This is a genomic window from Amycolatopsis sp. NPDC114503, assembly GCF_055633655.1.
The window spans coordinates 1085871-1110724 of sequence record NZ_JBVKDT010000001.1; the positions used below are offsets into that span (position 1 = coordinate 1085871).

Annotated in this window: 28 protein-coding genes and 1 tRNA gene; 15 read left to right on the plus strand and 14 right to left on the minus strand. The window is 69.1% G+C overall.

What is annotated here, in order from left to right; translation table 11 throughout:
• Positions 1-744, plus strand: coding sequence for a methyltransferase domain-containing protein (locus ACZ7OI_RS05310; RefSeq protein WP_470262923.1), 744 nt, complete (start codon positions 1-3; stop codon positions 742-744).
• On the opposite strand, the gene ACZ7OI_RS05315 is transcribed toward ACZ7OI_RS05310, so the two are convergent.
• From ACZ7OI_RS05315 to ACZ7OI_RS05325, 3 genes are all read right to left on the minus strand, one after another.
• Entirely contained in the window at positions 734-1060 is a 327-nt protein-coding gene (locus tag ACZ7OI_RS05315) for a hypothetical protein (RefSeq protein WP_470262924.1), read from the minus strand. The two genes, ACZ7OI_RS05310 and ACZ7OI_RS05315, sit on opposite strands and share 11 nt — an antisense overlap.
• Positions 1061-1302: 242 nt before the next feature.
• Positions 1303-1376 (minus strand) — tRNA-Pro (locus ACZ7OI_RS05320).
• 29 nt (positions 1377-1405) lie between these two features.
• Positions 1406-2338 (minus strand): metallophosphoesterase, encoded by a 933-nt coding sequence (locus ACZ7OI_RS05325; RefSeq protein WP_470263443.1) that lies wholly within the window; start codon positions 2336-2338, stop codon positions 1406-1408.
• Positions 2339-2541: 203 nt separating this feature from the next.
• Here ACZ7OI_RS05325 and ACZ7OI_RS05330 point away from each other — a divergent pair, with 203 nt between their 5' ends.
• Positions 2542-2799 carry a hypothetical protein gene (locus ACZ7OI_RS05330; RefSeq protein ID WP_470262925.1) on the plus strand — a complete coding sequence of 86 codons (258 nt, stop codon included), beginning with the start codon at positions 2542-2544 and terminating at the stop codon, positions 2797-2799.
• Positions 2800-2856: 57 nt separating this feature from the next.
• Here the strand turns inward: ACZ7OI_RS05330 and ACZ7OI_RS05335 are convergent, their stop codons facing one another.
• On the minus strand, positions 2857-5007 hold the full coding sequence (locus tag ACZ7OI_RS05335) for a transglycosylase domain-containing protein (RefSeq protein ID WP_470262926.1): 2151 nt from the start codon (positions 5005-5007) through the stop codon (positions 2857-2859).
• Positions 5008-5344: 337 nt separating this feature from the next.
• Between ACZ7OI_RS05335 and ACZ7OI_RS05340 the strand changes: the two genes are divergently transcribed.
• Entirely contained in the window at positions 5345-5638 is a 294-nt protein-coding gene (locus ACZ7OI_RS05340) for a WhiB family transcriptional regulator (RefSeq protein ID WP_020664154.1), read from the plus strand.
• A gap of 45 nt (positions 5639-5683) precedes the next feature.
• Here the strand turns inward: ACZ7OI_RS05340 and bagB are convergent, their stop codons facing one another.
• The 3 genes from bagB to ACZ7OI_RS05355 are packed head-to-tail and all read right to left on the minus strand — an operon-like array spanning position 5684 to position 8077.
• Positions 5684-6802 (minus strand): ATPase BagB, encoded by a 1119-nt coding sequence (gene bagB, locus ACZ7OI_RS05345; RefSeq protein ID WP_470262927.1) that lies wholly within the window; start codon positions 6800-6802, stop codon positions 5684-5686.
• A complete protein-coding gene (bagA, locus tag ACZ7OI_RS05350) occupies positions 6802-7806 on the minus strand; it encodes an ATPase BagA (RefSeq protein ID WP_470262928.1) in 1005 nt (334 codons plus the stop codon). The genes bagB and bagA overlap by 1 nt, the downstream gene beginning before the upstream one ends.
• 22 nt (positions 7807-7828) lie before the next feature.
• On the minus strand, positions 7829-8077 hold the full coding sequence (locus ACZ7OI_RS05355) for a hypothetical protein (protein ID WP_470262929.1): 249 nt from the start codon (positions 8075-8077) through the stop codon (positions 7829-7831).
• A 141-nt stretch (positions 8078-8218) separates the two neighbouring features.
• On the opposite strand from ACZ7OI_RS05355, the gene ACZ7OI_RS05360 reads away from it, so the two are divergent.
• The 7 genes from ACZ7OI_RS05360 (at position 8219) to ACZ7OI_RS05390 (ending at position 12692) form a co-directional block, all read left to right on the plus strand.
• Complete coding sequence (locus tag ACZ7OI_RS05360) at positions 8219-8380, plus strand: DUF4177 domain-containing protein (protein WP_020664158.1); 162 nt, start codon at positions 8219-8221, stop codon at positions 8378-8380.
• 10 nt (positions 8381-8390) lie between these two features.
• A complete protein-coding gene (locus tag ACZ7OI_RS05365) occupies positions 8391-8846 on the plus strand; it encodes a RidA family protein (RefSeq protein WP_470262930.1) in 456 nt (151 codons plus the stop codon).
• Positions 8846-9475 (plus strand): hypothetical protein, encoded by a 630-nt coding sequence (locus ACZ7OI_RS05370; protein WP_037808399.1) that lies wholly within the window; start codon positions 8846-8848, stop codon positions 9473-9475. The genes ACZ7OI_RS05365 and ACZ7OI_RS05370 overlap by 1 nt, the downstream gene beginning before the upstream one ends.
• A gap of 38 nt (positions 9476-9513) precedes the next feature.
• Positions 9514-10701: a hypothetical protein gene (locus ACZ7OI_RS05375; RefSeq protein WP_470262931.1), complete on the plus strand. Its 1188-nt coding sequence runs from the start codon at positions 9514-9516 to the stop codon at positions 10699-10701.
• A 135-nt stretch (positions 10702-10836) separates the two neighbouring features.
• Positions 10837-11664, plus strand: coding sequence for an NUDIX hydrolase (locus tag ACZ7OI_RS05380; RefSeq protein ID WP_470262932.1), 828 nt, complete (start codon positions 10837-10839; stop codon positions 11662-11664).
• Positions 11665-12441: an MBL fold metallo-hydrolase gene (locus ACZ7OI_RS05385; RefSeq protein ID WP_470262933.1), complete on the plus strand. Its 777-nt coding sequence runs from the start codon at positions 11665-11667 to the stop codon at positions 12439-12441.
• On the plus strand, positions 12438-12692 hold the full coding sequence (locus tag ACZ7OI_RS05390) for a glutaredoxin domain-containing protein (RefSeq protein ID WP_470262934.1): 255 nt from the start codon (positions 12438-12440) through the stop codon (positions 12690-12692). Before ACZ7OI_RS05385 ends, ACZ7OI_RS05390 begins: the two co-directional genes overlap by 4 nt.
• Before the next feature lie 784 nt (positions 12693-13476).
• On the opposite strand, the gene ACZ7OI_RS05395 is transcribed toward ACZ7OI_RS05390, so the two are convergent.
• Together ACZ7OI_RS05395 and ACZ7OI_RS05400 are read right to left on the minus strand one after the other, a co-directional pair.
• Complete coding sequence (locus ACZ7OI_RS05395; RefSeq protein ID WP_470262935.1) at positions 13477-14550, minus strand: DNA polymerase III subunit beta; 1074 nt, start codon at positions 14548-14550, stop codon at positions 13477-13479.
• Between the two features lie 109 nt (positions 14551-14659).
• Positions 14660-15919 (minus strand): MFS transporter, encoded by a 1260-nt coding sequence (locus tag ACZ7OI_RS05400; protein WP_470262936.1) that lies wholly within the window; start codon positions 15917-15919, stop codon positions 14660-14662.
• Between the two features lie 92 nt (positions 15920-16011).
• On the opposite strand from ACZ7OI_RS05400, the gene ACZ7OI_RS05405 reads away from it, so the two are divergent.
• Entirely contained in the window at positions 16012-17169 is a 1158-nt protein-coding gene (locus tag ACZ7OI_RS05405; RefSeq protein WP_470262937.1) for a glycosyltransferase, read from the plus strand.
• 421 nt (positions 17170-17590) lie between these two features.
• On the opposite strand, the gene ACZ7OI_RS05410 is transcribed toward ACZ7OI_RS05405, so the two are convergent.
• Entirely contained in the window at positions 17591-18265 is a 675-nt protein-coding gene (locus ACZ7OI_RS05410) for a Crp/Fnr family transcriptional regulator (protein WP_009084463.1), read from the minus strand.
• Positions 18266-18424: 159 nt separating this feature from the next.
• Positions 18425-18676, minus strand: a complete 252-nt coding sequence (locus tag ACZ7OI_RS05415; protein WP_037369289.1) for a hypothetical protein — start codon at positions 18674-18676, stop codon at positions 18425-18427.
• Positions 18677-18913: 237 nt separating this feature from the next.
• Between ACZ7OI_RS05415 and nth the strand changes: the two genes are divergently transcribed.
• The 4 genes from nth to ACZ7OI_RS05435 are packed head-to-tail and all read left to right on the plus strand — an operon-like array spanning position 18914 to position 22101.
• Complete coding sequence (gene nth, locus ACZ7OI_RS05420; protein WP_470263444.1) at positions 18914-19597, plus strand: endonuclease III; 684 nt, start codon at positions 18914-18916, stop codon at positions 19595-19597.
• Positions 19594-20196, plus strand: coding sequence for a TlpA family protein disulfide reductase (locus ACZ7OI_RS05425; protein WP_470262938.1), 603 nt, complete (start codon positions 19594-19596; stop codon positions 20194-20196). Before nth ends, ACZ7OI_RS05425 begins: the two co-directional genes overlap by 4 nt.
• Positions 20193-20909: an NUDIX hydrolase gene (locus ACZ7OI_RS05430; RefSeq protein WP_470262939.1), complete on the plus strand. Its 717-nt coding sequence runs from the start codon at positions 20193-20195 to the stop codon at positions 20907-20909. Before ACZ7OI_RS05425 ends, ACZ7OI_RS05430 begins: the two co-directional genes overlap by 4 nt.
• 7 nt (positions 20910-20916) lie before the next feature.
• Positions 20917-22101 (plus strand): MarP family serine protease, encoded by a 1185-nt coding sequence (locus ACZ7OI_RS05435; RefSeq protein ID WP_470262940.1) that lies wholly within the window; start codon positions 20917-20919, stop codon positions 22099-22101.
• 69 nt (positions 22102-22170) lie between these two features.
• Here the strand turns inward: ACZ7OI_RS05435 and ACZ7OI_RS05440 are convergent, their stop codons facing one another.
• The 3 genes from ACZ7OI_RS05440 to nhaA are packed head-to-tail and all read right to left on the minus strand — an operon-like array spanning position 22171 to position 24849.
• Positions 22171-23088, minus strand: a complete 918-nt coding sequence (locus ACZ7OI_RS05440) for an alpha/beta fold hydrolase (protein WP_470263445.1) — start codon at positions 23086-23088, stop codon at positions 22171-22173.
• A 19-nt stretch (positions 23089-23107) separates the two neighbouring features.
• Positions 23108-23605, minus strand: coding sequence for a phage holin family protein (locus tag ACZ7OI_RS05445; protein WP_116204929.1), 498 nt, complete (start codon positions 23603-23605; stop codon positions 23108-23110).
• Between the two features lie 59 nt (positions 23606-23664).
• Entirely contained in the window at positions 23665-24849 is a 1185-nt protein-coding gene (gene nhaA / locus ACZ7OI_RS05450; protein WP_470262941.1) for a Na+/H+ antiporter NhaA, read from the minus strand.
• Between the last annotated feature and the right edge of the window lie 5 nt (positions 24850-24854).

A 24854-nucleotide genomic window follows, 5' to 3' on the forward strand; every position in this document is an offset into this window, starting at 1 on the left:
GTGCTGGAGGGTTACGCGCCGGGCTACGCCCAAGACGCGCTGTCGATGATGAACACGCGCACAGCGAGTGACCGCGCCGCGTTCGCCCGATCGCTCTTCACTCCGGGCGCAAGAATCCTGGACCTGGGCTGCGGCCAAGGCTCGATCCTCAGCTCCCTGACCCCGGCCGTGCGGGTGGTCTGCGTCGACGTCTGTCCCCCGGCACCCGCTTCGCTGTCCACAGCGGACTACGTGGCCGGAGCGGTCTACGCACTTCCCTTTGCCGCTTCATCGATCGACGTAGTGTTCTCGCACTCGCTCTTCGAGCATCTGTCCGACCCGCACGCGGCTCTGACCGAAATCCGCCGAATCCTGCGCCCTGGCGGCAGGCTGGCGTTGGCCGCGCCGGACTGGAGCCGGGCGAAAATCCGGCCCAGAACAGCAAACGTGGACGCCGCACTGCGCGGTTACTACCTCGTGCGCCGCCGCGCGGGCGGCGACCCTTTCGCGGGTCGCGCTATCGCCGCCCACGTCGCCGATGCCGGATTTACGGACATCGTCGAGCGTGCTCGCTTCCGGGAAGATCTGTCCTACCGATCCTTGGCCGCCTACATGGAATCCCGGCTGGCCGTCGCCTTGTCGGAATCCGGCGGGAACGATCGCGACCAAGTGACCTCCGCGGCTCGTTCCGCCTGGTCCTGGGCAAGAACCGCCGCGGTGGGCGACTTCCAGCAGTGCTGGCAAGAGCTGACCGCTACTTGCTAAACACACCCGCTGCCACGAGGACGGCGGGTATCGCGCCGAGCGCGACACAGAACAGCCCGGCAGGCCAGAGCGTCCGGCTGTAGCTCCGCCGAGACAGCCAGACCGCGAATCCGCCTGCCAGCAGGGTCCAGACCGCACCCGCCGCGAACATGGTGAACGCCGCGCCCGCGTTGACCCAGCCTTGACCGCCGCGGCTTAATGCGAGAACGAAGAGAAGCCCGCAAACAGCGGCAATTCCCAGCGCGAGCAAGGCCAGCCCGAGAACCAGGATTACCGTTCTCGCGGTCCGGATGTCCCGGCCGCTGTCGTCTGGCATATCCGGACGATATCGGGTCGAGAAATTGATTCGGGCAACCTGGGTCAAGATCGCGGCTACCTGTCCACTTCGCACCGAGAACTCGATCGGCGTGCCAGGAATACCTTTGGTCCAGACCATGTCGCCGCCCGCGCCGGGAACTCCGGATCAGTCGCCGCAGGTCACTGACAGTGATCTGACAAACCGGTGAAAATAATGAAGGCCGGGTAGTCACGAGATCGCGACTACCCGGCCTTCATACGTCGGGGTGGCGGGATTTGAACCCACGACCTCCTCGACCCGAACGAGGCACGCTACCAAGCTGCGCCACACCCCGAGGTACTGCTTAGCGGGTCGGGAGTAAGTCTAGCGGACGGGTTTCGCGGCTTTACGCGGGGCTGGTTTGCGGGGGTCGGCGGCGCCGGATCCGCGCGGGACCAGCGTCAACAGGCTCGCTTCGGGCGGGCAGGCGAAGCGGGCGGGGGCGTAGGGGGAGGTGCCGAGTCCGGCGGAGACGTGGAGCCACATCCGGGCTCCCCAGCGGGAGGCGCCGCGGGCGCGGCTGCGGTCGAGTTCGCAGTTGGTGATGATCGCGCCGTAGCCGGGGATGCGGAGCTGACCGCCGTGCGTGTGGCCGGCGAGGACGAGGTCGTAGCCGTCGGTGGCGAACGTGTCGAGGACGCGCGGTTCCGGGGAATGGGTGACGCCGAGGCGGACGGCCGCGGTGGTGTCGGCGGGTCCGGCGATGTCGGAGTAGCGGTCGCGGTGGAGGTGCGGATCGTCGACTCCGGCGGCGAAGACGGCGCGGCCGCCGACGTCGACGGTGCGGCGGACGTGCGTGAGGTCGACCCAGCCGTGTTCGACGAAGGCGGCGCGGAGGTCGCGCCAGGGCAGCTGGGTGCCGTGGATGCGCTTCTTTTTGCCGCGGGGCATGAGGTAGCGCGCCGGGTTTTTGGGTTTCGGCGCGTAGTAGTCGTTGCTGCCGAAGACGAACACCCCGGGCCGGTCGAGGAGCGGGCCGAGCGCGCGGAGCACGGACGGGACCGCGGTGCGGTGGGAGAGGTTGTCGCCGGTGTTGACGACGAGGTCGGGTTCGAGTTCGTCGAGCGCGGCGACCCAGCGCTGTTTGGCCTGGTGGCCGGGCAGCATGTGCAGGTCGGAGACGTGCAGGATGGTGAACGGCGGCGTGCCGGGCGCGAGTACGGGCAGTTCGGCGGTCCGCAGGGTGAAGCGGCGGCGTTCGATGCCGACGGCGTAACCGAGGGTGGCGGCCCCGAGGGCGATGGTCCCTGCGGCCAACCGCTTCGCGGTGCCCCCGGGCGGACTGGCGTTACCGAGCGTGCTCACAAGGTCGAGGATACGTGTTCGGACGGGTCGTCCGCTGTGGCCGGTGCCGGTTGGCATAGGGCGAAGGTCTCAGCCGCATTCTCTCGACATCCGGAGCCGGGCGTCGTTCGATCGAATTGGACTGGACCAGCCGGACAACGATGCGGAGCCGGGCTATGGGAGCAGCGATTCTCTTCTTGCTGGCGGTGCTTGTCCTGCTGGTGGTGCTGGCGGTGCTCCCGTGGCGGCGGGGAATGAAACCCTGGGCGCTGGGCGCGATTCTGCTGTTCTCTTTCGGATGGCCCGCCTACGAGTACTGGGAACGCGGCATACCCAGCGGCTGGGCGCCGCAGGTGTGGCTGATCGTGTTAGGACCAGGTGCACTGATCGCGATCGTCCGGCTCTGGCGAATGGAGCCGAAAGACCGGCGTTGAGCCCGGACAAGCGAAACGGGGCGGGAGATCGCGTCTCCCGCCCCGTTTTCACCGGCTTCAGTTGGTGTACGCCGGATCCTCCGGAGGCAGCGGGACGACCGGCTGGTCCGCCATGATGTTCTTCATCGCGCCGAACCAGGTCTGCGCGGGCGTCTTGCCGCCGAACATGTTGCCGGTGCCGCAGGTGGACACGTCGCCGACGCCGTTGTAGCAAAGACCGCCGCTGCCGCCTTCCGGACGGAACACCATGGCCGCACCCGCCATCTGCGGAGTGCCGGCCACGAAGGTCGCCGAACCGTTGTTCTGGGTCGTACCCGTCTTGCCGACGAGCGGCCGGTTCCAGCCGACGGCTTCGGCGGCCTTGGCGGACGTGCCGCCGGGCTGGTCGTCCTTGCTCATGCCGACCGCCATGGTGTTCGCGAGGCCTTCCGGCACGACCTGCTCGCACGCCGCTTCCTTGACCGGCACCGGTTTGCCGTCGCGGTCGGTCACCGACACCAGCGGGGTCGGCGGGCACCATTTGCCGCCGCTCAGAATGGTCGCCGCGACGTTCGCCATTTCCAGGCCGCTCGTCGGGCTGAAGCCCAGCGTGAACGCACCCGTGCCCGGGTAGTTGCCCTTGGGGCCGTAGGCCTGCGCCTGGGTCTGGTTCTTGCCTGCGTCGGTCGACTTCGGGTCGACCTTGCCGCCGCCGGGGTTGCTCGCCATCGTCTCGCGCATGCCCAGCTTGGTCGCCATGTCGATGGCGGGGCCGGTGCTGCCGAGCTTGTCCTCCAGCGCCACGAACGCGGTGTTCGGCGAGGTCGCCAGTGCTTGCTGCAACGAACCCGACTCGGGATAGCCGTTGCCGGCGTTGCCCACGCAATACCAGCGAGTGTTCGGCGCGCCGGTGGCCGGACAGTGCGGCTGGCTGCCGGTGAAGACGTGCGAGACGTAGCTGCTGCCGATCGGGATGTTGCTGTAGATCCCGGCGATATGCTGGTTCAGCACCGCCGCGGTGGTGAAGATCTTGTAGCTCGACCCCGCGCCGCCGGTGTTGAACACGCCGGACGGCAGCGCGTACGTCGTCTGCCCTTGATCCGCGTCGATGCCGTAGTCCCGGTTCGCCGCGAGCGCCACCACTTCGTGCCGGTCCTTGCCCGGCCGGATCAGCGAAAGCGTGTTCGCGACGTTCTTCTGGGTTTTGCTCACCTGTTGCTCGGCCGAGACCTTTGCCTCGTGGTTGGCCTTCTCGTCCAGCGTGGTCTTGATCGTGTACCCGCCGGTGTACAGCTGGTCCTCGCTCATCCCGGCCTTGATCAGGTAATCCTGGACGTACTGGCAGAAGAAACCGTTCTCGGTCCCGGCCCCGGTGCAGTTCGACGCGGGCTTCTGCGGGGTGTCCGGCACCACGCCGAGCGGTTCCGCCTTGAACTTGTCGGCGTCCGCCTTCGCCAGCTTCTGGTTGCTGACCATCCGGTCGAGCACCAGGTTGCGCCGCTTGGTCGCTTTGTCCGGGTGGTTCCACGGGTCGAGGACGATCGGGTTGTTCACGATGCCCGCGAGCAGCGCGGCCTGCGGCACGGTCAGGTTCTCCGGCGTGGTGTTGAAGTAGGCGTGCGCGGCCGCTCCGACCCCGTAGATCTGCCGGGAGAACTCGACGATGTTGAGGTAGCCGGCGAGGATCTGGTCCTTCGAGAGCTTGGTCTCGAGGTTGATCGCGATCCGGGCTTCCTTGAGCTTGCGCGAGAGCGACTGCTCCTGCGCCTTGGCCTGACCGTTCTTGTCGCCCCGGTAGACGACGTTGATCAAGTAGTTCTTCACGTACTGCTGCGTGATCGTCGAGGCGCCCTGCGTGTCCCCGCCCGCGGTGTTGGAGACGGCGGCGCGCAGCGTCCGGCCCCAGTTCACCCCGTGGTGCTCGTAGAACGCCTTGTCCTCGGCCGAGAGCAGCGCCCACTTCAGCGCCGGGTTGATCTGGTCCGGCCGGACCGGGATCCGGTACTGCTTGTAGAGCGTCGCGATCGGCTTGCCGCCGGAGTCGGTGATGGTCGTCACCAGCGGCGGAGGGATGTCGGCGAGGTCGGAAGACGTCTTGTCGACCGTCTCGCTCGCCTGGTTGGACACGACCCCCGCGGCGCCCACCACCGGGAACATGATCCCGGCGACCAGCACCCCCGCCAGCAGGCACAGGCCGATGAGCTTGAAAAGACCATCCGTTTTGCGCACGAAAGCCAGGGTACTGAAGGCCCGTGTCACCTTCGTGACCTCACGCCCGCGAGCCCCCTCGCGCGATCGATAACGGGACCCCGTGTCGTGACCTTTGGTAACGGAATGCATGCTAGGTCTCGACGGAGGGAACCGAGGGACCCTACAGTCCGTCAACGTCTCACGTAGATGCCGACAGACGGAGCAGCCCGGGTGGGAGCCTGGCTGGTCCGGACAGCGGCAGCGGCACCGGGGAGGTGCCGTCACCGACGTGCGACGCAGTGGGAAACGCTCGCGGGGGTGGGAGCGGGAGCTTCGCCTTCGCTGGTGCCATACACCAGATGAGGGAGCTGGGGGTATGCAAACCAATCAGGTTGGCTGGCGGGTCGATGCCTCGTGCCGGGACGCTGATCCCGACGGGTTGTTCGTGCGAGGCGCCGAACAGAACAGGGCGAAAGCCGTGTGCATGGGGTGTCCGGTCCGCACCGAATGCCTCGCCGAGGCACTCGACGGCCGGATCAATTTCGGGGTCTGGGGCGGGATGACGGAACGGGAACGGCGCGCTTTGCTGCGCCGTCGTCCGGACGTGACCAGCTGGACTGACCTGCTCGAAGCGGCCAAGCGGGACGCGCTGGCCGCCGCGGCGGGCTGAAACCTGCTCGTGAGTGGCTATGCCGGTGCTGACCGGCGTAGCCACTCACGACGTCAGTTTTGCTCCGATGTCGCGCAGGCCTTCGAGGTCGTGCACGTCACCGGCAAGCGCGGGCACCCGGGTGAGCGGTACTTCCGGATGCGCGCGGGTGAAGCGCGCCAGCAGGCGGTTTTCCCGCTCGGCCAGCGCGACACGGTCGGCGTGCAGCCGCAGCACGGCCTCGGCGAGCGGCGCGTTCTGCACCGACTCGGCGGCGGTCAGCGCTTCGGTCGCGGACAGCGGTGCGAGCACCGGGTGCGTGCGGTTGGCGACCAGACCGGCCAGCGGCATCGATTCTCCGGCCAGCCGCTCCACGAAGTAGGACGCCTCGCGCAGCGCGTCCGGCTCCGGCGCGGCCACCACCAGGAACGAGGTGCCCGACGACCGCAGCAGCTCGGCGGTCTTGCGCGCGCGTTCGCGGAATCCGCCGAACATGCTGTCGAAGGCTTGCATGAACGCCGACGCGTCGGCGAGCAGCTGTCCGCCGATGATCGTCGAGACGGCCTTCGCGAACATCGAGAACCCGGCGCTGACCACCTTGCGCAGACCCCAGCCGCCCGCTTTCGCCGGGCCGGTGAGCAGCCGGATCATCCGGCCGTCGAGCGCGGTGGACAGCCGGGTCGGCGCGTCCAGGAAGTCGAGCGCGGACCGGCTCGGCGGCGTGTCGACGATGATCAGATCCCATTCGTCGGTCGCCGCGAGCTGGCCCAGCTTCTCCATCGCCATGTACTCCTGCGTGCCGGAGAACGACGTGGAAATGGTCTGGTAGAAGGGATTCTGCAGCAGCTGCTCGGCCCGCTCCGGGCCGGCGTGCACGCGCACCATGTCGTCGAACGTGCGACGCATGTCGAGCATCATCGCCCACAGCTCGCCCTTGGGCTCGAAGCCTTCGACCTGCACCTGCTTCGGCTGATTGCCCAGTTCGCGCAGCCCGAGCGCCTGCGCGAGCCTGCGTGCCGGGTCGATCGTGAGCACCACGGTCTGCCTGCCGCGTTCGGCGGCCCGCAGCGCGAGCGCCGCGGCGGTGGTGGTCTTGCCGACGCCGCCGGAACCGCAGCACACGATCACGCGGCTGGCCGGGTCGTCGAGGAGGGCGTCCACGTCGAGCATCGTGTCGGCGGGCATCAGCGCACCCCCTGTTCCTGCAGCGTTTCGGCGAGTTCGTAGAGCGCGGCGACATCGACGCCGTCGGTGAGATCCGGCAGCTCCAGCGTCGGCAGATCGGCCTCGGTGAGCTGTTCGCGGGCCCGTTGTTCGGCGGCGACGCGGACGGCGTGCTCCACGGTTTCCTCCACGAGCGCCTCCAGCGTCGCCTCCGGCAGGTTCAGCCCGGCCGAGGCGAGGCCGGAGCGGACCCGGTCGGCGTCCACCCGGCCGTCGGCGGCAGCGGTCACCGAGCGCGCGGGCAGCCGCGGCGGACGGACCCGGTTCACCAGCACCGCGCCCGGACGCAGGTCGGCGCCGTCCAGCTCAGCCACCGCCTCGACGGTCTCGCGCACCGGCATCTCCTCCAGCAGCGTGGTGAGGTGCACGGCGGTCTCGCCGGAGTGCAGCAGCCGCACGACGCCGTCGGCCTGGCCGCGGATCGGGCCGGTCTTGGCGAGGTCGGTGAGAGCCTTGGTGACGTCGAGGAACTTCACCACGCGCCCGGTCGGCGGCGCGTCGACCACGACCGCGTCGTAGGTGTGGCGACCGTCGGATTCCGTGCGCCCGACGCATTCCTTGATCTTCCCGGTGAGCAGGACGTCGCGTAGGCCCGGCGCGAGCGTGGTGGCGAACTCGATCGCCCCCATCCGGCGCAGCGTCCGCCCGGCGAAACCGAGGTTGTAGAACATCTCGAAGTATTCGAGCAGCGCCGCTTCGACGTCGATGTGCAGCGCGCGCAGTTCGCCGCCGCCGGGGACCGACGCGATCCGCTGTTCCGCGTACGGCAGCGGTTCGGTGTCGAAAAGCTGGGCGATGCCCTGGCGGCCCTCGACCTCGATCAAGAGCACCCGGCGGCCGCCCGCGGCGAGCGCGAGACCCAGCGCCGCGGCGAGCGTGGTCTTGCCGGTTCCGCCCTTGCCGGTGACGAAATGCAGCCGGGCCCTGGCGAGCTCGTCGGTCCAGCCGGCGGAGGGTGTGGTCACATCCTCAACACTAAACCGGTGCTCAGCTGGCCAGCATCATGACGCTGACCGCAGCCGCGACCACCGCGACGACGATCCAGGTCACCAGGGCAGGCAGCACGGTCAGCGTGAGCACTGCCACCACGATCAGCCCGGTGAGGGTGACCGCGCCGGCGATCGCGACCTGGCCCGAATCGTTCACCCGGTCCCGGGTTTTGGCCATCACGGCCAGCACGAGCGGCAGTCCGGCAACGGCGAGCAGCACGGTCGCGACGATCCGCCAGATCTCCACGGGCCCACGCTAGCGAGCGACGATCGGATGTGAAGTGACCCACACTCACCCGGCCTAGCCAGGCGTACCCCTGGACGGGTGACGGGCTTTCGGCAGCCGCGGTCCGGAGGGGCCTTGCCCGCTTGGTTACGCTCCCGAGTCATGAGTGCGACCAAATGGGAGTACGCCACCGTCCCGCTGCTGATCCACGCCACGAAGCAGATTCTCGACCAGTGGGGCGAGGACGGCTGGGAGCTGGTGACCGTGCTGCCCAACCCGAGCGGCGAACAGCACGTCGCGTACCTGAAGCGGCCGAAGAGCTGAGGGGGCGGCGTTGACCTGGAGCGACCGGCTCGCCGAGCTCGGCATCGAACTGCCCGGAGTCGCCGCACCGCTGGCCGCGTACGTGCCGGCCGTGCGCTCCGGCTCGCACGTCTACACCTCCGGCCAGCTGCCGTTCGTCGACGGAGCGCTCGCCGCGACCGGCAAGGTCGGCGGCGAGGTCAGCCCGGAGGAAGCCAAGGGCCACGCCCGCACGGCGACGCTGAACGCGCTCGCCGCGGTGCACGCCCTCGTCGGCATTGACTCTGTTGTCCGGATTGTCAAAGTGGTCGGTTTCGTCGCCTCCGCGGAGGGCTTCACCGGCCAGCCCGCGGTCGTGAACGGGGCGTCCGAGCTGCTCGGCGAGATCTTCGGCGACGCCGGGGTCCATGCCCGGTCGGCCGTCGGCGTCGCGGAGCTTCCGATCGCTTCGCCGGTGGAAGTCGAACTGATCGTGGAGGTGGAGTGATGGACCCCGACATCGAACAGTCCCTGCACGAACTGCTGCTGCGGCTCGCCGGCCGCACGCCGGACCAGTTGTTGTGGCGTTTCCGCGACTGGCTCGGCGAAGGCGCGATGGGGACGCTCGCGCGGACCCTGCCGAGGTCTTTGCTCAAGCACAGGATCGATTTGGACCAGGCGGAGTACCGCCTGCTCGTGGCCGGTCTGATCCCGCACGGCGCCGACTGGCACCAGGTCAGTTCGACCCTGGGGGTAGACGACGTCACCGAGACCAGGTACACATTCACGCAGAGTGCGCCCGAATGGGTGAACTCCGTCGACTCTGTGTCCGTCTTGCTCCACGCGACGTTGCGTGGACGCGCGGATGTGGGGGAAGTACGGCAGAGCTGGCGGCGCCTGGGCGCTTCCGGCGAGGGCGGGGCGAAGCGTGTCCTGCTGGTGACGGCGACCGCGGGACAGCCCCGGCTCACCGGTGAACTGCAGCGGGTGCTGCGGGTCATGGGGGACGAGGAACCCAGCGTCGAGGTCATCCCGCCGCGCTTCGACCTTCCCGGGTACCACCGGGCCGCGCTCGCCGAGTCCGAGCTGGTCTGCGTAGGCGCCGCGGGCGCCGGTCATCGACTTGTCGCCGCTTAATGCTCGTTGCCGCCAGGCGAGCTGGGAGGAGCAGAGCCATGGTGGAGGTTCACGACGGCCCGATGGACGGGTTCTCGGTGCCCCTGCGCCTGCATAACTTGTTGCTGGCCCTGGCGGGCCGCATCGACGACAGCGCCCTTACCGAAGCGCGGGAACTGATCGCCCGGGCCCACATCGACGAGGCGGTGGAACTCACCACCGGCACGTTGATCGCGGGCCGGATCGGGGTGAGCGAGGCCGAGCAGCGCGAGCTGGCGCTGGTTCTCGAGATGAGCCGGTCGGACGCGACGCTCGCGAACGACCTGCTGGTCACCGACCACGAGCCGATGCACACGCACCGGTTCACGGGCGACAACCAGCCCGAGTTCGGTCTCGCCGAGGCGCTCGACCGCACCCTGCAGGTGCTGCCCGACGTGCGTTCCGTGCACGCGGTCTGGCGCAACACCCCGGCGGGCAGCGTGCCGGGCGCGCTGCCGCAGCGGGTCGTGCTGGTCGAGCTGGGTCCGGAGGGCAATCCGCCCGCGGTCGCTTTCCGGGTCGACACCGCGTTGCGCCGGGCGGGCATCCGCTCGGTCGTCGAGGTGAGCGGCCCGGGGATCCCGCAGTCGGATTACCACCAGGCCGCGGGTGCTGTCGCGAGCCCGGTGTGGGTCACCGGCAGCACGCATTCGGCCCCGGACTACCGGCCGGAACCGACGCCGCAGCGCAGCGCCCCGGCGCCCGCTCCGGCTCCGGTGCCCGAACCGGTCTCGGAAGCCCCGAGCCGCCACGGTCACCGTCAGCCCGAACCGGAACCGGTAGCCGCCGCGGAGCCGGTGGTTCCGGTCGCGCCCGTGGTGCCGATCGTGCAGGCCGTGCCCGCACAGCCGGTCGCGATGCCGGAGACGGCGGCTGAGCCCGCCGCGTCTTCGGAGCGTCCGCGGACGGCCGGGTCGGAGACACGTGCCGAGCGCACGTCGGACCTGACTCCGTCCGAGGTGGCGCAGCTGCGGCGCGCGCTGGCCGAGGATCCGGAGAAGGGCCGCGAGATCGCCGCGGGCAAGCCGAGCATGCACGAGGTGGTCGAGCTGCCCGCGCTGGATCTGGACGATCCGAGCCTGTCCGAACGCGACCGTGCGTTGCTGCGCGAGCTGCACGAAGAACTGGCTGAGCGCGAGCGTGCCGAGGCCGCCCGGTTGCGGCTCAACGGCGCGTCCCGTTCCGGCGGGGACCAGCACTGGTCCTGACGCCACTGTTTGTTCGGTGAAGGGCCCCTCGTGATTCGCGCGAGGGGCCCTTCGCTGTTTTTCGGTCCGCGCGGACCGTCTCGAGGTGACACAAGTAATCCGCGACGCGTACGGATTGCGAGGTATGTTGCCCGGGTGGAACGGCCGCGTGAATTCGTTTTCGACATCCCCGCCCGTCCCGGCATCGCGATCCGGGACAACGCGGATGGCCCGCCGGCGACCCCGAAGGACGCCGCCACGGTGATCCTGCTGCGGGACACTTCGGACGGTGGCGTGGAGGTCTTCCTCCAGCACCGTGTGATGGGCATGGCGTTCGCCGGCGGCATGACTGTGTTCCCCGGCGGCGGGGTGGACCCGCGCGACGCCGACGCGTCCGTGGCCTGGGCCGGGCCGCCGCCGTCGTGGTGGGCCGAGCAGTTCACCTGCGACGAAAGCCTCGCCCGCGCGCTGGTGTGCGCTGCGGTGCGCGAGACGTTCGAGGAATCCGGCGTGCTCTTGGCCGGGACGCAGGACGCGGTAGTCGCCGACGTCGCGCCGTATCACGAAGCGCGAAAAGCCTTGGAATCACGGGAAATCTCGCTCGCTGGCTTCCTCGCCGACGCCGGGCTCACGTTGCGCGCGGACCTGCTCCACCCGTACGCGCACTGGGTCACGCCGCCGCAGGAACAGCGTCGATACGACACCCGCTTCTTCGTCGCGAAGCTGCCCGAAGGCCAGCGCGCGGACGGCGCGACGTCCGAAGCGGCCGCCGCCGGTTGGCAACCGCCCGCCGAGGCAGTCGCGGACGCACGCGAAGGCCGTCGCACGCTGATGCCGCCGACCTGGCTGACCCTCGTCGAACTCGCCGAGTTTTCCGAGGCCGACGCGGTGCTCGCGGAGCCGCGCGAGATCGTGAAGACCGTGCCGACCCTTGTCCGGGACGGCGAGAACATCCGCGTTGTCCTCGATACTTCGGAGTCCTGAGTGACCACTCCTGCCTATGGCGTGCTGCGCCGTGTTTCCGAGACCGCGTCGGTGCTGTTGGAGAACAACCCGTCCACGATGACGTTGGAGGGAACCAACACCTGGTTCCTGCGCGGCAGTGCCGCCGCCGCGTCCGTGGTCGTCGACCCCGGCTATCACGACCTGGACCACCTGGAAAAACTCGCCGCGGTCGGCCCCGTCGAGCTGATTCTCCTTACGCACCACCATCCGGATCACGCCGAAGGCGCACCGTGGTTCGCCTCGAAAACGGGCGCACCCGTTCGAGCCTTCGACGCTTCCCTCTGCATCGACGCACCCCCGTTCGCCGACGGTGATGTCGTGACCGCGGGCGGCCTGGATTTCACTGTCCTGCACACCCCCGGCCACACCGACGATTCGGTGTCGCTGCTGGTAGCGGGCCAGATCCTGACCGGCGACACGATCCTCGGCCGAGGCACCACGGTCCTGCACGACCTGGGCGACTACCTGCGCTCGCTGCGCAAACTGATCGCCCTGCCCGCGGGTACCCCGGGCCTGCCAGGCCACGGTCCGGAGCTGCCGGATCTGCCCGCGACCGCCCGGGAGTATTTGGCGCACCGGGAACAGCGCCTGGATCAGGTGCGTTCCGCCTTGCGAACGCTCGGCGAAGACGCAACGCCGCGGCAGGTGGTCGAGGTCGTCTACGCCGACGTCGACCGTGCGCTGTGGGCACCGGCCGAGGCGAGCGTGCGTGCACAACTGGACTACCTACGGGCTTCTTCGGAGGACGGACAATGAGCAACGTCGAGGTCGAGTTCTACTGGCGCCCAGGCTGCGGCTTCTGCTCAGCCCTGCGCCGGCCGCTGATGGAGAGCGGCCTGCCGGTGCGGGAAATCAACATCTGGGAAGAACCGGGCGCGGCCGAGCGAGTACGCGCGGTGGCGAACGGGAACGAGACGGTGCCCACGGTGATCGTGGGGTCGACCGCGCTGGTGAACCCGACTTTCGACGAGGTCAAAGCCGCGGTGGCCGCGGAGACGGCTGCCTGAGGACGGTTCTGGGCGCGTTGGGGGCTTTGGGTGCGTCCTGGGCTTGCAGCGGGCGCATTGGGGCGGCTTCGGGTGTGCCCTGGGCTTGCGGTGGGTGCGCCCTGGCTTGCAGCGGGCGCGCTGCAGAGGCCCGGGTGGCTCCGGGCTTATTCGGAGTGCCACGGCGCAGGTCCGGGTAGCCGGGTAGCTCCGCAGGCGGGAGAGCAGCAAGCTCGTCGCCGCGGGCCCGTGATCACCGTGCCGCCCGTGGCAGAAGAGGCCGCCGCGAACCGGCAGCGGCGCGACTCCGGCCAACCCTGCTCAACTCGGTGCGGCTCGTCACGGCCAAGCCAACTCAGCCACGGTCGCGGCTCAGTCCGGCCCAGCCCAGTCCGGTCCAGTCCAGTCCAGTCCGGCCGAGCGCGGCCCAGCCTGTCCAGCCGCATGCTCCGCGCGCAAGACTGCCGCGGTCCGGCTCGGGCCGGGGCCGAGCCGAGCGTGGCCCAGTGCGGCGCGGCCCGGTCGGCATGGTGCGGGTGACTTCGCGCTGCTCGACCAGCCCTGTCCGGCTCGCTCCACCCAATCCGGCTTGGCTGGCCCACCTCGCTTGGCTCCGGCTCGGCTGACCCATTTCGCTTGGTTCCCGTTCGCTCCGGCAGCGCCCGGCAACCAGGCTCAGCACCGTGCAGCCGGGACCGTGCAGCCGGGGCGGGACCGCGACAGCCCTGGATCGCACCCCCCGCCCGTGCGAATCGGCCGTCTGCTTGGACCGGGCTCAGCGAAGACCAGACTCAGCGAGCACCGGTCACCGAGACAGCATCGGCATCAGGTAGTACTTCAACCCCACCTCCCGTCCCTCCGCCTCCGCCGGAGTCAGGACGCACGCTCGCAGTCCCGGCTGGATCGCCAGTCGTACCCGTTCTCCGCCGAACGGGGCGAGCGCGTCCAGGAGGTACCGGGCCTGAAATGACGGTGACGTCCTGCCTCCGCAAACGTTTGCCTTCAGGAGTTCCTCCGCCTCGCCGGTGTCCTGCCGAGCACTCGCCAGGCGGAGGTGCGCGTCCCCGACTTCCAGGGTCAGGACGCGGCGGTCCTCGGAGTAGACGCCGACTCGGCGGACGGCGGCGGCTAGCTCGTCGGCGCCGACCTCGACTTCCGTGTCGATTGCGTCGGACGGGATTGCGTCTGCGGACAGGAAGCCTGCGTCCAGGACTGCCGTCGTCACAGTGCCTCCGGGCCAGCTCAGGGCGAAGTGGCCGGTGTCGGCGTGGAGTCCCATCGCACCGGTGCTGTGGCGGGCGGCTTCGGTCAGCAGGGTGGCTGGGACCAAGACGTCGATGGGGTCTCGGACGTCCTGCAGCGGCAAGCGAGCCACAGCCATTCGGTAGCGGTCCGAGGCTGTCAGGCATAGCTCGTTGCCGATGGATTGCACTCGTACGCCGGTGAATACCGAGAGCGGATCGTCCTTCGCGGCGGTGCCGGCGACGGTGCGCAAGGCCGTGCCAAGGGCGGCTCCGTCTACTTTGGACAGCAGGGGTGGCGGTGCTGGATCGTGGAGCAGGTCGCGGTCCAGCAGGGGCAGGGCGAAGCGGGCATTGTCCGTTCGGATCGCGAGGCGGGTTCCTTCGACGGCCAGCCGGACCTGGTCGACGTCCAGCATGCGGATCGTTTCGGCGAAAGGCGCGGCTGGCACTACGACCTCGCCGTCGAGATGCGTTGTCGCCGGGCAGGACAGCTGGACGGCCAGGTCGCGGTCGTTTCCGGACACGACGAGACCGTCAGCGCTTGCCCGCAAGCGCAGGCGGGCGTGCCTCGACAGGAGTCGGGCGGCGGCGGTCACGGCTGCCGTGAGCGGCCGTACGAAAGAGGTGAGATCCATGCCACGCAACGTAACGGCGACCACCGACAAAAACGTGAGCCAGAGCCGTTGAGCTGCGAAAACGCGTCGGCACACAAAGCGCGCGAGAAGACCCTGCAAAAGGAAAGAATTAGCTGGCAGCCCCAACAAGATCGCCGTCAGCAGGAACCGGCGAAGCGGCCCGCACGGTCCCGCGCAGCAGCCACACCACCCCGGCCAACGCGACCCCGGCGACCCCGGCGGCCAAGAAAGCCGCAGCCGTCCCGGAATGCTCGACCAGGTAGCCGCTCACCGACTGGCCAGCCGCGAGACCCAGCGTCACCGCGGTGAGGACCCACCCGAACGCCTCGGCCGCAGTGCCGCGCGGGGCGACGACCTCGATCGCCGCGGAATGGGTCGTCGACTGGGGCGTGATCATCGCGCCGGCCAGCAGCATCAGCAACGCCAAGGCCCACAGGCTCGACGGAAGGGCAAGCAACGCGACGAAAGCGCCGAATCCGCCCAGCAGAACGGGCAGGCGCAGGCCGAGCCGGCGCGGCCACGGGTGCAGGCTGTAGGCCACCCCGAACGCCACCGAACTCAACGACCACGCCGACAGCAGCAAACCGCTCAGCGAAGGGTGGCCGGATTCCGTCGCGGCGGCGGGAACAGCGACCTCCACGAACCCGATCACCACGCCGAAACCGAGTGCGGCCAAGGCAAGCGTCCGCATGCCGGGGCTGGCCAGCGCGCCGAGCAGCGGCGTCTTGGCCTTCGGGGCCGGACCCCACGCGCGCACGGTCGGGTTCAGCGCGAACAGCACCGCGCCGGTGACCATGGTGATCGAGCCGACGACCATGCCGGTGCCCGCCCACGGCGCGGTGATCAGCAGGCCCGCGATGCCCGGGCCGAGAATAAAGAAGACCTCCATGCTGATCGCCTCGTACGACAGCGCGGCGTTGCGAGCCGGTCCTTCCGGCAGGATTTTCGTCCACAGCGCCCGCGACGCGGAGCCGACCATCGGTTCCGAAAGCCCGGTCGCGGCGGCCAGCGGGATCAGCGCGAACGTCGGCAGGTGCGCCTCGATCGCGACCGCCAGCGACGCCATCGACAGCGCGAACACGGCGGCGACGATCAGAAGCGGACGGGTCGGCCCGAACCGGTCGATCAGCCTGCCCTGCACGACCGCGCCCACCGAGACCCCGGCGAGCGAACTCGCCGAGACCAGCCCGGCCGCGGCGAACGAACCGGTTTCGCGCTGCACGTACAGCAGCGCGGAAATGCCGATCATCGCGATCGGGAGCCGGGCCAGGATCGACGCGATCACCGGGCCGCGCGAGCCAGGGGCGGTCAGCGCGGCACGGTAGTCGGCGAGCGTGGTGCGGCCTTCGGAATGGGCAGACTGGGACACGCGTACTAGTATGGCGAAATTGGTACGGAGGTACCAGTAATTTTCTGGTCGTCTTGGTCACGCTCGATCGGGTCAGTCGCTACGCTCGCGCGATGCGGCTGATGTTCTCCTCCGGAGCTGGCTACAGCCATATCGAGCCGATGCTGCCGCTCGCGCGGGCCGCGCGTGCCGCCGGGGACGAAGTCGCGTTCGTGACCGGTCCGGAAGCCATGCGGTATCTGGAAAACACCGGGCTGCAGGCCGTCTCCGTAGGCCGTCCGAGCGATCCCGCCGCGGCTGCTGCGACCTGGCAGCGGGCCCGCGAGGAGATGGCCGGGATGACCGCCGAAGAGCGGCTCTCCCATCTGGTCGCCGAGTACATGGTCGGCCTCGGCGCGGCCGAGCGGCTCGACGACATGGTCGAGTTCGTCCGCGACTGGCGGCCGGATCTCGTCATCGCCAACCTCGCCGAACGCGCGGCCGTGATGGCTGCGTGCCTGGTCGGCGTGCCGTACGCGATGCACGCGATCGGCCCGCCCAAGTCCGCCGTGACAATGGAACGAGCCTGGGAAGTCGCCAACGGCCTGGTCCGCCAGCGCGGCCTCGACGCGTTGCCCTCGCGCGACGCCGTGCCGTACCTGGACTTCTGGCCCGAGGGGCTGAGTCCGGCCGACGTCGCCTGGGAGTACCCGACGCGCTGGCCGCTGCAGCCCGCTGGCGTGGTGCCGACGCCTGGTCCGCGCCCGTCGGCGCTCGACGGGCTGCCGTACGACCGGACCGTCTACGTCACCCTCGGCACCACCCACAACGCGCGGCCCGGCGTGCTGGAAGAAATGGTCTCCGCGCTGCGCGACGAGCCGGTGAACGTCGTGGTGACGATCGGGAAGGACGGCGACGTCGGGAGGTTCGGCGAGCAACCGGACCATGTGCGAATCGAGCAGTTCGTGCCGCAGACCCAGCTGCTGCCCGCGGTCGACGCGGTGGTCTGCCACGGCGGTTCGGCGACCGTTCTCGGCGCGCTCGCGCACGGGGTGCCGCTGGTGGTTTGGCCGTTGGCGTCTGATCATTTCGAAGTCGCCGCGCAGGTTCAGGCGGCGGAAGCCGGGATCGTGGCCGACTCCGGCGACGGAATTCTCGATGCGGTCCGCACGGTGCTCGCCGACCGGAAGTACTGGGCGTCCGCCGAGTCCCTCGCCGCCCAGATCGCCGGGCAACCCGCTCCGGCTGAGGTGGTTGCTCGGTTGCGCGAACTGAAGGTCTCGATCCGGTAACAGCAGCTGGATTCTGCGTGAACTCGTGCAACGAAGACGCGGTCTTGGCGTCCTTGAGGGTGAATGGCCTTGAATTCGTGAGTTTTGGCCGTGATGGTTGAACGACAGCCCGTTGCGGGCTGACAGCACTGCAACACCCAGCTCCCTCCGGCATATGGGTCGGGGCCTGGTCCGGAGGGCGGGGAGCGCGGGTCGTCGGGGGATGATCCGTGCGCAGGCGAGGAGCCGGTGCGCCACGTCGGGGGTGGCGCCCGGCTCCTTGTCATTTTCCTGCCTCGACGAGGCAAAAACCGGCGGCGACACGGGGCGGGACCGGAATGCCGCTCTTGTGGGGGATAGTCCGGTACGCACGCACGAAGGCCACCCCCGGTAGGAGGTGGCCTTCGAAAAACCCGTGCGGATTAACCCACTCGGGGGAAGATCAGCGGGCGCGGCGAGCGAGCCGCTCCGGGTCCAGGATCAGGACGCTCTTGCCCTCGAGCCGCAGCCAGCCGCGGTGGGCGAAGTCGGCCAGTGCCTTGTTGACGGTCTCGCGGGACGCGCCGACGTACTGGGCGATCTCTTCCTGCGTCAGGTCGTGGGTGACCCGCAGCAGACCGGCTTCCTGGCTGCCGAAGCGCTGCGCCAGCTGCAGCAGCGCACGGGCCACGCGGCCGGGGACGTCGGTGAAGATCAGTTCCGCGACCATGTTGTTCGTGCGGCGCAGACGGCGCGCGACGACGCGCAGCAGCTGCTCGGCGATCTCCGGGCGGGTGGCGATCCACTGCCGCAGCGCCGGGCGGTCCATGGTGACCGCGCGGACCTCGGTGACCGTCGTGGCGCCGGACGTGCGCGGGCCGGGGTCGAAGATGGACAGTTCGCCGAACATGTCGGACGGACCGGCGATCCACAGCAGGTTCTCGCGGCCGTCCGGGGACTTGCGGCCGATCTTCACCTTGCCGGACTGGATGATGTACAGCCGGTCGCCCGGCTCGCCCTCGTTGAAGATGACATGGCCGCGGGGGAACTCCACGGATTCCAAGGTCTGGGCCAGCGCCTCCGCCGCTGCCGGCTCCACACCCTGGAAAATGCCCGCACGGGCCAGGGTTTCGTCCACCTCGGGTGCCTCCTCGTCGAGAAACGATCACTTCCTTCGCAGGCCGAAGGCAGTGTCGCCGATCACTTTCGCGTCAGTCTAGGGCGTGTCGGGCAGATCGCTCGTCGGCTCGCCGCGCCCGGCGCGGCTGCCTGGAACGATCACGTCCGACTGAGCAGCCTAACTCCGCACCTTGCGCGCGCGTAGCCTGGCTGCCCGTCCGCCGAGCCGGCGAAGCCGGAACAGCTCGAGCGCGCGACCGATCCCGTGCCCGTAAAGGGCCCTGACCTCGTTGGGCTGAGCCTGCTCCAGGAACTCCTCGACCTCGTTCTCCTGGACCGCGACGTGCTTGAGCCGGCTTTCGACGCGCTCCATGAACAACGCGAAGAACATGATCACCAGCGGGACCAAGATCACGAACCACACGGTCATGCCACAGCTCCGCTGTTGTCGGTGACGCACTCGGTCATGGATCTCCAGATCCTCGCTCAGGGCGGACGCGCGGCCCGCAGAGGTGGTGCTCTGGCGGTTCGGCCGTCCACCGGCGGATGCTCCCGACCGGCTCGTCCGACTCGCCCGTAGGCTATCGGGGTGCCCCCTGTTGTCCCGAACGGGCCCCGCGCGGACCGCGACGAAAGCCGGCTCGCCCTCGTGAGACGCGCCCGGCGGATGAAACGTTGCCTCGATCAGGTTTATCCGGACGCGAAAGCCGAGCTGGACTTCACGAATCCGCTGGAACTGCTGGTCGCGGTGGTGTTGTCGGCGCAGACCACGGACGTGCGGGTGAACCTGGTCACGCCCGCTTTGTTCGCGAAGTACCGCACCGCGGCCGATTACGCCGGAGCCGAGCGTTCCGAACTCGAGGAATACCTGCGTACGACCGGGTTTTTCCGGGCGAAAGCGAATTCGCTGATGGGTCTCGGCGCGGCGCTCGTGGAGCGCTACGACGGCGAGGTGCCGAAGAAACTGGACGACCTCGTCACGCTGCCGGGCGTCGGCCGCAAGACCGCGAATGTCGTGCTCGGCAACGCTTTCGACGTGCCGGGAATCACAGTGGACACTCACTTCGGCCGCCTCGTGCGGCGCTGGGGCTGGACCGCTGAAGAGGATCCGGTCAAGGTCGAGCACGCGGTCGGCGAGCTGATCCCGCGGAAAGAGTGGACGATGCTGTCCCACCGAGTGATTTTCCACGGCCGCCGCGTGTGCCACGCGCGGAAACCGGCCTGCGGCGCGTGTCCGCTGCGCAAGGACTGCCCGTCGTTCGGCGCTGGGCCCACGGAGTTCGAAGTCGCCGCGAAGCTCGTCAAAGGCCCGGAGAAGGATCACATCCTCGAACTGGCGGCGCGCGGGTGACTGCAGTCACCAAATGGGCGCTCGGGGTCGCGGTGCTGGCGGTTGCCGCTCTGGTCGCGGTCCTGACGCTTCGCGGCGGCGACGCGAATTCCGCGCCACCCGCTTCTGGCGACCTCACGGCCGCGCGAGGGTCGGCGAAGCTCGAAGCTTGCCCGCCTGCCTCGGCGAAGGAGGTCGGCCAGCTGTCCGGGATCGAGGCGGACTGCCTCGGCGACGGTTCCCGGGTGGACGTCGGCAAGGTTCTCGGCGGCGGTCCGGTGCTGGTCAACGTCTGGGCGTCGTGGTGCCAGCCGTGCCGCACCGAATTGCCGGTGCTGCAGCGGTACGCCGCTGAGCCGGGTGCGGTGCGCGTGGTCGGCGTGCAGGTCGCGAGCCCGGCCGCCGACGGGCTGAGCTTGTTCACGCGACTCGGCGTGCATCTTCCGTCGCTCTACGACGGCGACGGCCAGACCGGTCCGATCCGCACCGCGCTCAAGGCGCCCTCGTCGTTGCCCGCGTCGTACCTGGTCACCGCGGACGGCCAGGTCCGGTTCATCGCGAACCCGCGGTTGTTCGACAACACTGACCAGGTGCGCGCTGCTGTGAAGGACTACTCATGACCACCGGACCGCTCGTCGAACCCGAAGCCGTGCCGGAATGGCTGCGGCCGCTGGTGAAGGTGTCCGGAGAGGTCGACAGCCGCACGTTCACCCGGTTCAGCCCGCCGGAAGACCTGCTCACCCGGGCCGCCGCGGTGCTGATCCTGTTCGGCGAACGGCCTGGCGGAGACGGTCCGGACGTCCTGCTGCAGCGGCGCGCGGACACGCTCGGCTCGCACGCCGGGCAGGTTTCGTTCCCCGGCGGCGGCGCGGAGGACGGCGACGACGGCCCGGTCGGCACGGCGCTGCGCGAGGCCGAGGAGGAGACCGGCGTCGACCCGTCGGGGATCCTGCCGGTCGCGGTGCTGCCGGAGCTGTTCGTGCCGGTGTCGAAGTTCGCGGTCACGCCGGTGCTGGCGCATTGGCACACGCCGTCGCCGGTGCGTGCGGTCGATCCGGCCGAGACGGCGGCGGTCGCGCGGGTTTCGCTGGCCGATCTCGCGGACCCGGCAAACCGGTTCACCGTGCGCCGCGGCGACGCGTCGTGGCGGGGGCCGGCCTTCACCGTCGACGGCCTGTTCGTGTGGGGCTTCACCGCTGGCCTGCTGTCCGTGCTGCTGTCGCTCGGCGGCTGGGAACGGGCGTGGGACACCGGCGATGTGCGCGAGCTTGACGTAGCGTGGGCCGAACATCAGGGCCGGTCGGCGGCCCGGGACGGCGGTATCGAGGAGTGACGGCGCGGTGAACTGGGTCGATGTCGTCGTCCTGCTGCTCGCGGTCATGGCGGCGGTTTCCGGCGCGTTCCAGGGCGTGATCGTCGCGCTGCCCGCGCTCGTGGGCGTCGCGCTGGGCGCGGTGGCCGGGGTGAAGCTGGCGCCGTTCGTGATCAGCCTCTTCGACAGTCCCGTCGCGAAGGTCGCGTTCGCCTTCGCGGTGGTCGTGTTCCTGATCGTGCTCGGGGAGACGCTCGGCGTGTGGGCCGGGCGGAAGCTGCGGCAGAAGATCAATCCGGACAAGCTTTCCGGCATCGACAAGACGCTCGGCGCGATCTTGCAGGCGGCCGCGGTGTTCGTGGTCGCTTGGCTGGTCGCGAATCCGTTGACGACGGTGTCGGCGATTCCCGGGCTGGCGAAGTCGATCAATTCCTCGGTGGTGCTGGGCGAGGTCAATGATCTGATGCCCGCTGAGGCGCAGGGGCTGCCCAGCGATTTGCGGAAATTGCTGGATGCGTCTGGGTTTCCGTCTGCGTTGTCGCCGTTCGAGAAGGCGCCATCGGCGGATACGCCGCCGCCGGATACTTCGCTTAATGTGTCCGCGGTGGCTAAGCGGGTGCATCCGAGTGTGGTGAAGATTCGGGGGAATGCGCCGTCTTGTTCTCGGGCGCTTGAGGGCAGTGGGTTTGTGGTTGCGCCGCAGCGGGTGATGACTAACGCGCATGTGGTGGCGGGGACTGACGAGGTCGGGATTGAGTCGACTTCGGGGGATTATCGGGCTCGGGTTGTTTATTTCAATCCTGAGGTCGATGTTGCCGTGTTGGCGGTGCCTGGGTTGAAGGCTCCGGTGTTGCCGTTTGCTCCGCAGACTGCGAAGGCTGGGGATAACGCGGTGGTGTTGGGGTATCCGTTGGATGGGCCGTATACGGCTACTCCGGCTCGGGTTCGGACGCGGATCAATTTGCGGGGGCCCGATATTTATGACGCTAATACTGTGCAGCGGGATGTGTTCACTGTTCGCGGGACGGTGCGGAGCGGGAACTCTGGGGGGCCGATGATCACGCCTGACGGGGATGTCATTGGCGTGGTGTTCGGGGCTGCGGTTGAGGATCCGGATACCGGGTTTACGTTGACTGCGGATCAGGTGCGCAGTGAGGTTGATGCGGCTCCGTCGCAGACTGCCCGGGTCGGCACGGGGGCTTGTGCTAATTGAGAGGTCGTGAGGGGAACCCTGAGGGAATCAGAGTCCTTCAGGGTTCCCCTCACGGCCTTCTGGCCGAGGTCAGCGCACGAAGTCCACTACGGATTTCGTCACGCGGGTTGGGTCTTCCAGATGGGGGAAGTGGCCGATGCCTTGCCAGATTTTGGGTTCGCTGTGCGGGCCTGCCCAGTGGACTGACGCGAGTGCGGTTTCCGGGAGGATGCAGGTGTCGTCCGCGCCGTGCAGTTGCAGTACGGGGGCGGTGATGCGGCCGTTGACTGCGTCGGTGAAGCGCCTGCCTTCGCCGCGGAATTGTGCGCGGAAGGCCCAGCGGTAGTACTCCAGGGCGGAGTGGGCGACGCCGGGGACCAGCATCGCTTGGCGGAACGGCGGCATCGTCTCGGTGAAGTCCGAAGAGGAGCGCCAGGACTCGCCGGACCACTTGGCGAAGAGTTCTTCCACGGCCGCCGCGTTGTCGCGGACCAGCCATTTCTCTGGGGCCATCGGTACCTGGAAGCGGAAAAGGTGGCCGACGGCGCGGATCTGGCCGCTGGTGCGCTTCACCGCTGACTTGAACGCTAGCGGGTGGGCGGCGCCGATCGCGGTCACCGACGACACGAGGCGTGGGTGCAGCGCGGCGACTGTCCAGGCGAGCATGCCGCCCCAGGCGTGGCCGACCAGGTGTGCCCGGCGGGCGCCTAGGGCCTTGATCAGGCCGCCTATGTCGCCGGCCAGGGTCCAGGCGTCGTAGCCGCGTGGCGGTTTATCCGAGTCGCCGTAGCCGCGCAGATCTACCGCTACCGCGCGGAAACCGGCGTCGGCCAGTGCGGGCAGCTGGTGTCGCCAGGTCCACCAGAAACCGGCGAAGCCGTGCAGGAGCAGCACTAACGGGCCCTCGCCGCATTCGGCTACGTGCAGGCGGATGCCGTTGGCCGAGACGTCGCGATGCGTCCACGGGCCGTCGACCCGCACGCTCGACGGGTCCGGCGTCAGCTCCACCACCGCGCGAGCGCTGGCGTCAGCCCTGCGTCGAGGGCAGGTCGTCGTCTTCGGCCGGCTTGCGCTTGAACGCCTCAGCCGTCTCCTTGACGCTGCTGATGGTGCGTTCCGGCGCGCGCAGCTTCTTCACCTTGCGCCAGCCGAGGAACGCGGTCGCGCCCACGGTGACCAGCATCAGGCCGAACACCGTCGCGAACGCGGGCCAGCGGATGCCCCACCAGTCCGACAGGCCCTCGGCGATCAGCAGGAACAGGAAGAAGGTGCTGTACAGAAAGACGGTGAGGGCGATCAGGAAGAAGACTGTCCCCTTGAGCGCCTTCTTCGCTTCCTGCGCCAGCTCGGCTTTCGCCAGCTCGATTTCGGCGCGGACCAGCGTCGACAGGTGCTGGGTGGCGTCGCCGACGAGCTTGCCGATGGACTGTTCGCTCGCCGCGGCTTCCTCGTCGCTGGACAGGGGCAGGTACGGCACGGCCCCCACGCCGTCGGGGCTGGTGCGCTCGTGTTTGGGGCTGCTCACTGGGTCATCGTGCCACGTGGCCGTACTCGAGGCGCGACGGACCGGCGGGAGTGTCGGGATCAAGCCGCCTTCGCGTGTACTCGGCTGCGCCGCAAGAGGAGCACGGCGGCCGTCAGCGAGGCGATCGCCGACGCGATCAAGACCGCCGCCTTGGCCACTTCAGCGGCTTCAGCGGGCAGGGCGAGTTCGGCGATCAGCAGGCTGACGGTGAACCCGACGCCGCCGAGCACGGACAACGCGGCCACGTCTCGCCAGCTCATTCCGCTGGGCTTTTCCGCCACGTGCAGCTTCACTGCCAGCAGACTCGCCCCGAAGATGCCGACGAACTTCCCGGCGACCAGTCCGATGAGGACAGCCAGCGGCAACGCGGTGGTGAAGACCGTCGACAGCGCGTCGCCGTTCACCGAGATCCCCGCGGCGAACAAGGCGAACACCGGCACCGCGACCGCCGCTGACCACGGCTGCAGCCGGTGTTCGAGCCGGACCGCGGGTGCTTCTTCCTCGCCCTCGTCCTCGCGGACGCGAGTGAGCAGCCCGAGCGCGACGCCCGCGATCGTCGCGTGGATGCCCGCCGAATGCACCGCGACCCAGGTGATCAGCGCGATCGGCACGTACAGCCACGGCGTGCGGACGCGTTTGTGCTGCAGGAAGGCGTAAAGCCCGAGCGCGACCACCGCGACCGCCGCCGCGATCAGGTTGAAACTGCTGGTGAAGAGGATCGCGATGACGAGAATTGCGCCAAGGTCGTCCACCACGGCAAGGGAAAGCAGGAACACCCGCGCGCTGCTGGGCAGGTTGGAGGCGGTCAGCGCGAGCACGCCGAGCGCGAACGCGATGTCCGTGGCCACCGGGATCGCCCACGCCCGGTCGGCCTCCGGCGAGCCCCACGCGATCGAGAGCGCGACCACCGCGGGCACGACCATCCCGCCGACCGCGGCGATCACCGGCAGCACGGCTTGACGCCACCGGGAGAGCTCGCCGACCACCAGTTCTCGTTTGAGTTCAAGCCCGGCGACGAAGAAGAACAGCGCGAGCAGGCCGTCCTTCGCCCAGTCTCCGAGAGAGAGGTTGAGGTGCAGGAACTCCGGGCCGATCCGGAAGTCGCGCAGCGCCTCGTATGCCGGCGCGAGCGGGGAGTTGGCCCAGACCAGCGCGACCGCGGTGGCGGCGAGCAGGATGAGCCCGCCAGTGGTTTCCGTGCGGAGGAAACGGGCGAATTCGGCGACGGCGCGGGCTGGGGTCACGAAAA